Here is an 11,210-nt window from a genome sequence, read left to right on the forward strand (position 1 = left end):
TTTAAACCCTTCATCATGTATTTGATGAAGGGTTTTTTTATGCCCTAAAACCACCCCGGCCTGCGGCCACCCCTCCTTAAAAAGGAGGGGAACACTACAAAAGTGCAATCTGGAAACCGATCTCAGCTCCCCTCCCTTTCAGGGAGGGGAAGTCCGGCAATTGGCGGACGGGGAGGGTCTTACTTCCCCAGAGATTATAACTAACCAAGAACTATTAGATTCCATGCACCACCCCGGCCTGCGGCCACCCCTCCTCAGAGAGGAGGGGAACACTACAAAAGTCCAATCTGGAAACGAATGTCAGCTCCCCTCCCTTCCAGGGAGGGGAAGTCCGGCATTTGGCCGGACGGGGAGGGTCTTTTTTCCTCCAATTTGAATTCAGGAAACGGACGGATAGGACTTTACTTTTTAAAAGTGTCTAAACATGGGAAGAATTACTCCACCTCATAAGTTAAAACATCAACTTCCGAAAGCCTGAAATAACCAAATGGAAAATTGTCAGGATTCGTCTGGTTCACGATGTTTCCCCGTACTATACTTGGCTGTGTTTGGAAAGGTCCTCCATTATTGTTCCCGGCCTGCGATCGCAGGATGAACATGTATTCATAAAAACCTTCAGAAATCCCCTGGATTTCAAATAAAACCAAATCACCGGGCGCTGCATCTTCATCATTGAAAAATGCAAAGGTTCGGTTCCCGTTAGTGAATTCGTCATTATAGATCTGAATATTGAAACGTTCATTAAGATATCGAAAAAGGTAAAAGTTCTCCCTGTCTGCAGGATCCTCATAGTACACTTTAAATTCATATTCGTCACCAGAAAAGCCTCCCAATTCCTGTTCTACAAACTGTAGATCGGGGGTAGGGATATACTGTTCTGTTGCTGTGTAGACCTCCTCTTCATAAATCACCTCTAGTTGGTAATCTATGTTTTCTACGGGCACCATGCGGTCATTTTGATAAATTCCTTCTTTTACCTCCTCAAAAAGGTATTCCTCTCCTGTATTTGTTGTCACTTTCACCAAAGCCCCGGTAGCCGGAGGTACGTCCTCGTCAAAGTAAGGAGCTGTGAAAGAGAGTTTGATGATTTGAAAATTGGATTCATTTTCTTCATTCCACACCAATGATGCCTCTATCACTAATCTTGGATCAGATTCTTCAAGGTCAATATCTACTACCTCTTCACAGGAAGTTAATCCAAGGAGCAGAATTATAAATAAGATCTTTTTCATTTTTCAAAACTTAAAATTGTAAGTTACAGAAGGTACGATCCCAAACAGGGAAAGCCGTACAGCCTCGTTACGTAATGTATCATCGTTTTCTCTAAAACTTATAGAGACTGCATTTTTTCGGGCGTAAACATTATAGAGCCCGAAATTCCAGGAGGAACTGTAACTCCTTGAAGATTTTCTTTTAGGAGTGTAAGTAGCCGAAAGATCCAGCCTGTGATAATCTGGTAGCCTACTGCTATTACGCGGAGCATAAACCGGAATAGCCATGTTTTCAAATCTGTATTGACCTGTTGGATAAGTTGTGGGTAAGCCGGTCTGGTAAATAAAGTTGGCATTCAGATCCCATTTCCGACTAAGTTCGTAAGAAGCGGTTAATGAAAGATCATGAGTTTTATCGTAGGCAGTTGCGTACCATCGGGAATTGTTGATTCCGGGTTCTGTCGCAGTCCTTCCGGGAGTACGTTGTTCAGATTTTGAAAGTGTGTAGGCAAACCAGCCGGTAAATCTTCCCTTATTTTTTTTCAGCAATAATTCTGCGCCATAAGCACGGGCTTCTCCCGGCAGGATGACCTGTTCAATTGCATCATTGGCAATGAGATTAGCACCGTCAATATAATCAATGCGATTTCTAAGGCTTTTATAGTACGCCTCAATTTCAAGGGAATATTCTTCATTCTCAAAATTCCTGTAGTAACCTGCTGCTACCTGGTCCAGAGACTGGGGCTCAATATACCTGCCGCTTGGCGTCCAAACATCAAGCGGTGTGGGAGAGCTGGTATTTGTGATAAGGTGCAGGTACTGGGTCATGCGGTTGTAGCTAAACTTAATGCTTTGATCTTCGTTAAAAGTGTAGGCCAGGGCAAGACGAGGCTCAAAGTTCCCGAAGGACCGCTCCACCTTACTTTTGTCGAGTTGCCTGATATCTACGGGTTCTGCTTTTTCATAAATCCCAAATCTATCGTTATAAATTACAGGTTCTCCCTGGTACAGGTTTAATTCTTCCTGTCCCATTCTTAAAAAATTACTGTACCTAATCCCATATTCTGCTGAAAGTTTTTGGGAGATCGTATGCTCCAGAGACAAATACAAAGCCGATTCCAAAGCGTATTTTTTAATGAGTTCCCTGGGAATGATACCTGAAGAAGAGGAGCTGGGTTCAATTTCCCCCGGATTAAATTCATGCCAGGTGGTATGGAAACCGTAATCAAGATTCAGGTTCTTGTTGAGATAGTGGTCAAGGTCGTATTTGAAATTTAAATTCTTGATCCCGCTGTTCCAGTTAAATCCAACGAAATCAAGGGTAAGGCCATAATAATAGTCACTGTAGATGAGAGAAAGATTGCTGAAAACATTATCCCTTAGAACATGGTTCCATCGTAGATTAAAAACTGAATTCCCATAGATATTATTAAAGCTTTCGCTTATGTTAAAGACATCTCTTCCGAAGTAACCAGAGAATAATATGGTATTTTCCGGATCCAGTCTAAAGGTCAATTTAGTATTAAGATCGTAGAAGTAGGCCGAATTGTCGTTGTCTGTTAATTTCAGAAATAAATGTGCATACGAACTGCGGCCTCCTATTAAATAAGAACTTTTCTCCTTTACTATTGGTCCCTGGGCTAAAAGTCGGCTGGAGATAAGGCCTATTCCGCCGTTGGCTTCAAAATGGCGGCTGTTTCCATCCTTTTGATAAATATCCAGTACAGAAGATACCCTTCCGCCGTAGTTGGCAGGAATACCTCCCTTATAAAGCTTCAGGTTCTTAATCGCATCGGGATTAAAGACCGAGAATAACCCAAAGAGATGACTGGCATTATAGATGGTCGCTTCATCAAGAAGGATAAGATTTTGATCGGCAGCACCACCACGAACGTTGAATCCCGAAGATCCTTCCCCGGCATTAGACACTCCTGGGAGCAGGAGCAGAGATTTTACAATGTCCACCTCTCCAAATACCACCGGCAGCTTTTGAATGGTGGAAATTTCAAGTTTATTGACACTCATTTCCGGTTTGCTAATATTTAGTCGTTCGCTGTCATCTACGATAACAACTTCTGCCAGGTCCTGTGCTGCAGTGTTCAGCTCGAAGTTCAGGTTCAGGTTTTCCTGGATGTCTACTTTTTCAGAAATGGATTGATATCCAAGATAAGAGATTTCCATCCTGTGGTTTCCCGCCGGAACTTTTAAGGAGTAAAAACCATATTCATTGGTTACTGTTCCGGTTTGAAGCTCGGGGAAAAGAATATTGACTCCAGAAAGCGTCTCATTATTTTCGGCATCTTTTATAATACCATTAATAACGAAGCTTTCCTGTGCCCAGGCTGAAACAGAGGACAGAAGTAAACAAAGGAGAATTAAGTTTTTCAAAAATAAAAAGGTTTTAAAAATGCCATTTTTGGCACCTAATCAAATAGCGCTTTCATTACTGTCTGTATTCCTTTGAACATAAGAAAGATCGCTGCAGCCATGGCTGCTAAAGCAAAAACCAGGACCGGAAGGAACCCCGGACTTTCCTGGTTCTTAAAGGAACTAAAAAGTACCACAGGTCCAATGAATGAAAGAGGTAGAGCGCCGGCCAGGAATTTAAGTCCTTTTAGCAGGAGGTCCTTGTTGGTGTGTTTCATAAAATCAAAGATAAATATTACTTTTTAAAATTTGTCTTTGTCCACCGCCTCATTCAAAGTCCTTATTTTCATATATTTAAAGGATTAATATTTTATCGGGAAACATGTGCTAAATTAATTTCCGGTAATATTAATCCAGAATTAACATATATCAAAGCTTTTTATGTTTAATTTTGGTGTAAATTATTTAAACAATGGACCAATTTTCCATCAGTCAGCTTTCCCAATTTTCGGGAATTAAACCGCACACCATTCGCATTTGGGAAAAGCGGTACAACGCTCTCAGGCCCCACCGGTCTGAAGGGAATACCCGGTATTATGACGGTGCCCAACTGCGACGCCTCCTCAATATCGTAGGATTGGCAGAGACAGGAGTAAAGATATCCAAGCTGTGCGCCATGAGTGATGAGGAGCTTTTCAAGATGAGAGCGGACTATGAGAGTGAGGCCGGTTTGAAAGAAGATTACCAGTATTTTATCAATCAGCTGGTCGCTGCGGGGATGGGATATGACGAAGCAAATTTTGAGAAAACCTTCTCTCATTGTTTATTGAAGTTTGGTCTGCAAAAAACCTATGTTGAAATTATACTTCCATTGTTAAATAGAATAGGTCTTATGTGGTCTGTAAACAACATACCTCCTTCACAGGAACATTATATTTCCAATCTTTTGAAGCAGAAAATGTTTACAGCCATAGATTCTATGCCACCGGTCAAAAAAGCCGAAGAGAACTGGTTACTCTTTTTGCCCGAAGATGAATTCCATGAGTTGGGACTTTTATTCACCAATTATTTTTTACGAAGCAGGGGCAAAAATGTCATTTATTTAGGCGCTAATGTTCCATTGTCCTCTATTAAGCACACCCTAGAGGGACTTGAAATAGATAATCTAATGTTTTTCCTGGTGCATCATGACCTGCCCGAAAAGATAGACACTTACTTAAAGGAGCTTCGTGATCTGGCAGGACAACGTCAAATCTTTATTGCCGGGGGAGGTGTAGATCCCAAGATTTTAAAGGATAAAAAAAATATAATCCTACTTTCCACTGTTGAAGACCTGGAGCGGGAGGTAAAAGAAATAAAATTAGCCTAATGTCAAAAATTGCAGTAATAGGAGCAGGTTTTTCGGGTTTAAGTGCGGCAGCATACATGGGAGCTGCAGGCCACGAGGTGCATATCTTTGAGAAGAACAGCAGTGCCGGTGGCCGGGCCAGGCAATTCAAAACTTCCAGCGGTTATACTTATGACATGGGACCAAGTTGGTACTGGATGCCAGGGGTTTTTGAAAAGTTTTTCGGCGATTTTGGACACAAGGTAGAAGATCTTTATCAACTTGACCTGTTGGATCCGTCTTTTGAGGTGGTCTTTCCTCAGAATGAAAAATTAAGTATTCCCGATAATTATACTAAGCTTCGGGAACTGTTTGAAGAAATTGAAACCGGGAGTGCCGACAAACTCGATAAATTTATGGAGGAGGCACAATATAAATATGAGCAGGGAATGGAAAGACTGGTTTATATGCCGGGCATTTCCCTTACCGAATTTGTAGACCTGGATCTCATTAAAGGTACCATGCGCCTGCAGGTGTTCTCTTCTTTCAGCAAACATGTGCGAAAATATTTCAAAGATCCAAAGTTGATCTCCCTTATGGAATTTCCCGTTCTGTTTTTGGGAGCTATGCCGCAGGATACCCCGGCGCTTTACAGTCTCATGAATTACGCAGGACTTAAGCTTGGAACATGGTATCCACAGGGGGGCTTCGGAAGTGTGATAGATGCAATGGTGAAAGTAGCCAGGGAACAGGGTGTTGAGATCCATTTTGATGCTCCTGTGGAGCAGATCATTTCAGCTGAAAGTAGCGTAAAAGGCCTTAGAGTTCATGGGGAAGAAATGAAATTTGATGCAGTCGTAGCAGCGGCCGATTATCAACATGTGGAAGAAAAACTGCTTCCCAGGGAACTTCAAAACTACAGTGAGAAGTATTGGGAGAATAAGACCTTTGCTCCATCCTGCCTCATCTATTATCTGGGAATTTCAGAAAGAATTCCGGAGCTGGAACACCATACTTTATTCTTTGATGAAGATCTTTACGATCATTCCGTAGAAATCTATAAAGATCCAAAATGGCCTGCTAAGCCTTTATTTTATGTGTGTTGTCCTTCAAGAACCGATGATTCAGTAGCGCCGGAAGGTCATGAAAACCTGTTTATGCTTATGCCACTGGCACCTGGATTAAAAGATGAAGAGGCGACACGGGAAAAATTCTTCCAGATTATGATAAAGAGGCTTGAGAAACAAATAGGCCGCAGCATTTGTGCTAAAATTGATTATAAGAAGAGCTACTGTGTTTCAGATTTTATTACAGATTACAACTCTTATAAAGGCAATGCTTACGGCCTTGCCAATACCCTGCAACAAACAGCCGTGCTAAAACCTAAAATCAAGAACAAAAAGCTTGACAATCTCTTTTACGCGGGGCAGCTTACAGTGCCCGGCCCGGGAGTGCCGCCGTCGCTTATTTCGGGAAATATCGCGGCAGAACAAGTTATAAAAGAACTAAAAAAGAAGAAGTATGAAGTCACTGTTTGATGATCTGTCGGTCCAGGTAAGCCGGCTCACTACACGCTCCTATAGTACAAGCTTTTCGCTAGGGATCTATTTCCTTCACGACCGGCTGCGCGATCCAATTTACTCAATCTATGGATTTGTAAGGGTTGCCGATGAGATCGTGGACAGTTTTGAAGGTTATGACCAGGAGTACCTGCTAAAGAAATTTAGGGAGGATACCTATGAGGCATTAGAACAGAAGATTTCTGCCAATCCTATACTAAATTCCTTCCAGGAGGTAGTACATGAGTTTGACATAGACAAAGAACTCATTGATACTTTTTTGAAGAGTATGGAAATGGATCTTCAAAAAGTGGATTATACAGATGAAAAATATCAACAGTACATCCTGGGTTCTGCCGAGGTAGTTGGACTTATGTGCCTGCACGTCTTCACCGAAGGAGACAAAAAAATGTTTGCAGAGCTTAAGCCTTATGCGATGAAACTGGGGGCAGCTTTTCAGAAAGTAAATTTCCTGAGGGATCTTAAGGATGATTATCATGTATTGGGAAGAACTTATTTCCCGGGAGTGGACATGGAAAATTTTTCGGCAGAGGCAAAACAACAAATTGAAGAAGAGATTGAAGAAGACTTCAGGATTGCGCTGCAGGGGATAAAGATGTTACCGGCTTCTTCCAAAGGAGGCGTCTATCTTGCCTATGTTTATTATCAATCTTTATTTAAAAAGATCAAGAGATTACCTGCAAAAAGAATACTTTCGGGCAGGATAAGGATCAATAATGGCCGGAAAGTAGGCTTGATGATCAACAGTCTTGTAGAATGTAAAATGAGAATTATTTGATGAAGTATATAATAGTTTTACTTTTTGTGATGACAGGGATGGTGGTGCAAAAATCTAATATTTCGGAAGCCCGCAAGCTTTATAGCAAGGCTGCCGAGAATGAGAAGGCAGCAAGAAGCCTTTTGGAACTTTCAGAAAATAAAGATATCAAGGATCCTGTGGTGCTGGGTTACAAAGGTGCGGGACATATGATGATGGCCAAGCACGTGGGAAATCCTTTTAAAAAATTGTCCCATTTCAATAAAGGCAAGGGTATTTTTAGCAGTGCGATAGCAGCCGATAAACAAAACCTGGAACTGCGGTTCCTTAGGTTTGCTGTCCAGGCCGAAGCTCCCGCTTTTCTTGGATACCGTGATAATCTTGAAGAGGATAAAGCTTTACTTATTGCAGGTGTAGACACTCTCCAGGATAAGGAACTTCAAAATATGATCCTTGATTACCTAAAAACATCCAAAGGCCTTACTGCGGCCGAAAAAGAAAAATTAAAATAAAAAATTGAATTTTAGTATCTTAATACTTGAATAAAAAATAACAAAATGGAGACGATAGCAATAAATTTTCTAATAGTTCTGGCATCTTTTCTTGCCATGGAAGGTGTTGCGTGGTTCACCCATAAATATATCATGCACGGGCTGTTGTGGACCTTACATAAAGACCACCACAAGAAGGAATCGAAAGGATTTTTTGAACATAATGATTTCTTCTTTCTCATTTTCGCCATTCCGGGGATCATCTCTCTTTATTTCGGAATGGAAGCAGGCTTCAATTTTCTGTTTTGGATAGGTCTGGGAATTACACTTTATGGAATGGCATATTTCTTTGTTCATGACATCTTTATCCATCAACGATTTAAGGTGCTGCGCAAAGCAGATAATTCGTATTTCAAAGCAATACGTCGTGCTCACAAAATGCATCATAAACATATTGGTAAGGAAGAAGGAGAGTGCTTCGGAATGCTTTGGGTGCCAATGAAATATTTTAGGGAACAAAGAAAAACTGCCTAATGCAATACACATATCTGCTGGTCAATTTCTTTACCATCATCATTCCCTTCCTGTTTTCTTTTCATCCCCGGCTGAAGTTTCACAAAACCTGGGGTGCATTTTTCCCGGCCGTTTTCCTCACAGGATTAGTTTTCGTGCTTTGGGATATGTTATTCACTAAAATGGGAGTTTGGGGTTTTAATGACCGCTATCTTACAGGATTAGAAATAGGCAACCTTCCGGTTGAGGAGGTGCTGTTTTTTTTCTGTATCCCTTATGCCTGCGTCTTCACCTTCCACTGCCTTGATCTTTTTATGAACGAAATAGGGGGGTCAAAAACGCAAAAAATCATCACTCTTTTTCTGGTGGCCTTTTTGTTGATCTTTGGCACAATCCATTCTTCCAAAAGCTATACTGCGACTACTTTCTTTAGTTTTGCTATTCTGCTTTTATACGCCCAGTTTATTCTGAAGATCAACTGGCTCACCCGGTTTTATGTGATCTATGCGGTATTGTTGATTCCCTTCTTTTTCGTGAACGGGATCCTTACCGGAAGCTGGATCGAAGAACAGGTAGTATGGTATAATCCCGAAGAATTTATGAACTTCAGGATAGGGACGATCCCTGTTGAAGATGCTTTTTACGGAGCCGAATTGATCCTCATGAACCTGCTTATCTACAAATATCTTTTAAACAGGAAAAAAGCAGTCGCAGCGGCAAATCTTAAGACTACAGCATTATGAAAAAGATCTTACAAATCTCCAACATTGTAGCTTTTATTGCAATGGTGACCATTAATTACTTTTCGAATACCGGAGCGATCAATGGTGAGACCATGGCAACGGTTTCTGCGGAATATGAGAATTTGTTTACTCCTGCGGGATATGCGTTTTCCATTTGGGGACTAATCTATCTTGGCCTAGCCGGCTTTGTGACTTTCCAGGCGATAAGTTCCCGCGGGAAGGAGGCAGCTGTAAAAATTGGCTGGTGGTTCGTGATCACCTGTGTCCTTAACATAAGCTGGATCTTTGCCTGGTTAAATCATCTTACCGGCCTTTCAGTTATTTTAATGTCTTTATTGTTATTTTCTCTAATAATGATCATTATCAAAACCAGGATGGAACTTGATGACGAACCATTAAAAGTAATAGCATTTTTGTGGTGGCCGTTTTCATTTTATTCCGGGTGGATCAGCGTTGCTCTAATTGCAAATACTGCTGCTTTTCTCACTTCTTTGGGATGGGATGGCTTAGGGATTTCTAATGTCACCTGGACCCTTATTATGATCATTGTAGCTACCTTTATTAACTTACTAATTACCTGGACTCGTAACATGAGAGAATTTGCTCTTGTTGGCGCCTGGGGCCTTGTAGCTGTTGGGATTGCTAATCAGGGAGAAAATGAAGGGATCTTTTTAACAGCTGTGATCACGGCAGGAATATTAGTGATTAGCAGCGGAATTCATGGTTATAAAAACCGAAAATACTCTCCGTGGAAAAAGCTGTAGACAAGGGAATTGCTGTTTGCTGGCTGAGAAGAGACCTTCGGTTATTTGACAACACAGCCCTTTACCATGCTCTCGACAGGGGACTCCCGGTGCAGGTCATCTTTATCTTTGATCCCGAAATTTTAAATACTTTACCTCATAAAAAAGATCAACGAGTGGCTTTTATTCATCAAGAGCTGGAGAAGATCAATTCAAAACTTTTAGAATTTGGCGCATCTCTTCTGGTACTTCATGAAGTTCCAAAAAAGGCATTCGAAAAGCTCATTTTAGAGTATCCTGTTCGGGAGGTTTTCACAAATCATGACTATGAACCTTATGCCCGGCAAAGGGATAAAGAGGTAAAAGATCTTCTGAATAAAAATAATGTTGGATTCACCACTTACAAAGATCAGGTGATGTTTGAGAAGGCAGAAGTAATGAAACCCGATGGTACTCCTTACACTGTTTTTACACCTTACTCCAAAAAATGGAAGGAAAATCTTTACCGGCAATCTGTTCCGGAATTTCCTTCTGAAACTCTTTTATCTCACCTGCTGAAAAAGGCAAACGAGAGAATACCTTCTCTGGAAAAAATAGGATTTAAAAATGTGGAGCTCCATATTCCTGAAGCAGATCTTTCTGAAGAATTGATAAAAGATTACCATAAAAAACGGGATCTTCCGTTTGTGGAAGGGACCAGCAGAGCAGGTATTCACTTGAGGTTTGGAACTGTGAGCGTGCGACAGCTTGTAAAGCAGGCATTGCAACAAAATGAAACCTGGCTGAATGAACTCATTTGGCGGGAATTTTTCATGATGATCCTGTACCATTTTCCTCATGTAGAGCAGCATAACTTCCGAAGAAAATATGATAGAATTCCGTGGCGCAACGATGAAAGAGAATTCGAATTGTGGTGCAGGGGAGAAACAGGATATCCCATGGTGGATGCCGGGATGCGGCAGCTTAACCAAACCGGCTGGATGCATAATAGAGTAAGGATGGTGGTTGCCGGTTTCCTGTGTAAACATTTATTGATCGATTGGTGCTGGGGGGAAGCTTACTTTGCCGAAAAGCTCCTGGATTATGAACTGGCTTCCAACAATGGAAACTGGCAATGGGCAGCAGGCACGGGTTGTGATTCTGCACCGTATTTCAGGATCTTTAATCCTGAATCTCAACTAAAGAAATTCGACCCCGATCTAAAATATGTAAAGACCTGGATTCCCAATTTTAGGGCGGGTTATTTAGAACCTATTGTAGAGCATAAATTTGCGCGGGCAAGAGCATTGGAAGTGTATAAGAAAGCTCTGAATTAAAAGTGAAGTTGTCTTATAGACCCCAACTTTTACGGAGCGAAGAATCTATCGTGTACTGAAGAGATTCCTCCTTCGTCGGAATGACATTGGAGGGTTTGTCATTCATAGGTTAGATTTTGCGCAGCGAAGAATCTTTCGCATGCTGAAGAGATTCCTCCTTCG

11 protein-coding genes are annotated in these 11,210 nt (G+C 41.4%); 8 read left to right on the forward strand and 3 right to left on the reverse strand.

Going from position 1 to position 11,210, the window contains the following annotated elements:
* Positions 1-434 precede the first annotated feature (434 nt).
* From OU683_RS13120 to OU683_RS13130, 3 genes are read right to left on the reverse strand one after another with little or no spacing between them, the layout of a single operon-like run.
* Positions 435-1,232: a DUF4249 domain-containing protein gene (locus tag OU683_RS13120; protein ID WP_268139052.1), complete on the reverse strand. Its 798-nt coding sequence runs from the start codon at positions 1,230-1,232 to the stop codon at positions 435-437.
* A gap of 3 nt (positions 1,233-1,235) precedes the next feature.
* Positions 1,236-3,599: a TonB-dependent receptor gene (locus tag OU683_RS13125; RefSeq protein WP_268139054.1), complete on the reverse strand. Its 2,364-nt coding sequence runs from the start codon at positions 3,597-3,599 to the stop codon at positions 1,236-1,238.
* Between the two features lie 35 nt (positions 3,600-3,634).
* A complete protein-coding gene (locus tag OU683_RS13130; RefSeq protein ID WP_268139056.1) occupies positions 3,635-3,856 on the reverse strand; it encodes a DUF6095 family protein in 222 nt (73 codons plus the stop codon).
* A 194-nt stretch (positions 3,857-4,050) separates the two neighbouring features.
* On the opposite strand from OU683_RS13130, the gene OU683_RS13135 reads away from it, so the two are divergent.
* From OU683_RS13135 to OU683_RS13170, 8 genes are read left to right on the forward strand one after another with little or no spacing between them, the layout of a single operon-like run.
* The gene (locus OU683_RS13135; protein ID WP_268139058.1) at positions 4,051-4,947 is read left to right on the forward strand and encodes a MerR family transcriptional regulator; all 897 of its coding nucleotides are present in this window, start codon (positions 4,051-4,053) and stop codon (positions 4,945-4,947) included.
* Entirely contained in the window at positions 4,947-6,443 is a 1,497-nt protein-coding gene (crtID, locus tag OU683_RS13140; RefSeq protein WP_268139060.1) for a bifunctional phytoene desaturase/3,4-desaturase, read from the forward strand. The genes OU683_RS13135 and crtID overlap by 1 nt, the downstream gene beginning before the upstream one ends.
* Entirely contained in the window at positions 6,427-7,263 is an 837-nt protein-coding gene (locus OU683_RS13145; protein WP_268139062.1) for a phytoene/squalene synthase family protein, read from the forward strand. The genes crtID and OU683_RS13145 overlap by 17 nt, the downstream gene beginning before the upstream one ends.
* A complete protein-coding gene (locus OU683_RS13150; RefSeq protein ID WP_268139064.1) occupies positions 7,263-7,754 on the forward strand; it encodes a hypothetical protein in 492 nt (163 codons plus the stop codon). Before OU683_RS13145 ends, OU683_RS13150 begins: the two co-directional genes overlap by 1 nt.
* 45 nt (positions 7,755-7,799) lie before the next feature.
* Positions 7,800-8,267 (forward strand): sterol desaturase family protein, encoded by a 468-nt coding sequence (locus tag OU683_RS13155; protein ID WP_228913564.1) that lies wholly within the window; start codon positions 7,800-7,802, stop codon positions 8,265-8,267.
* A complete protein-coding gene (locus tag OU683_RS13160) occupies positions 8,267-8,989 on the forward strand; it encodes a lycopene cyclase domain-containing protein (protein ID WP_268139066.1) in 723 nt (240 codons plus the stop codon). The genes OU683_RS13155 and OU683_RS13160 overlap by 1 nt, the downstream gene beginning before the upstream one ends.
* A complete protein-coding gene (locus OU683_RS13165; protein ID WP_268139068.1) occupies positions 8,986-9,753 on the forward strand; it encodes a TspO-related membrane protein in 768 nt (255 codons plus the stop codon). The genes OU683_RS13160 and OU683_RS13165 overlap by 4 nt, the downstream gene beginning before the upstream one ends.
* Complete coding sequence (locus OU683_RS13170; RefSeq protein ID WP_268139070.1) at positions 9,738-11,048, forward strand: cryptochrome/photolyase family protein; 1,311 nt, start codon at positions 9,738-9,740, stop codon at positions 11,046-11,048. The genes OU683_RS13165 and OU683_RS13170 overlap by 16 nt, the downstream gene beginning before the upstream one ends.
* The last annotated feature ends 162 nt before the right edge of the window (positions 11,049-11,210 follow it).

The organism is Salinimicrobium sp. TH3, from assembly GCF_026676115.1.
Taxonomy (GTDB): Bacteria; Bacteroidota; Bacteroidia; order Flavobacteriales; family Flavobacteriaceae; genus Salinimicrobium.

Bases quoted from the DNA above. Each gene is read 5' to 3' on its own strand.
- OU683_RS13150 (WP_268139064.1), top strand. From the start codon at position 7,263: ATGAAGTATATAATAGTTTTACTTTTTGTGATGACAGGGATGGTGGTG.
- OU683_RS13135 (WP_268139058.1), top strand. From the start codon at position 4,051: ATGGACCAATTTTCCATCAGTCAGCTTTCCCAATTTTCGGGAATTAAA.
- OU683_RS13165 (WP_268139068.1), top strand. From the start codon at position 8,986: ATGAAAAAGATCTTACAAATCTCCAACATTGTAGCTTTTATTGCAATG.
- crtID (WP_268139060.1), top strand. From the start codon at position 4,947: ATGTCAAAAATTGCAGTAATAGGAGCAGGTTTTTCGGGTTTAAGTGCG.
- OU683_RS13145 (WP_268139062.1), top strand. From the start codon at position 6,427: ATGAAGTCACTGTTTGATGATCTGTCGGTCCAGGTAAGCCGGCTCACT.
- OU683_RS13120 (WP_268139052.1), bottom strand. From the start codon at position 1,232: ATGAAAAAGATCTTATTTATAATTCTGCTCCTTGGATTAACTTCCTGT.
- OU683_RS13130 (WP_268139056.1), bottom strand. From the start codon at position 3,856: ATGAAACACACCAACAAGGACCTCCTGCTAAAAGGACTTAAATTCCTG.
- OU683_RS13155 (WP_228913564.1), top strand. From the start codon at position 7,800: ATGGAGACGATAGCAATAAATTTTCTAATAGTTCTGGCATCTTTTCTT.
- OU683_RS13160 (WP_268139066.1), top strand. From the start codon at position 8,267: ATGCAATACACATATCTGCTGGTCAATTTCTTTACCATCATCATTCCC.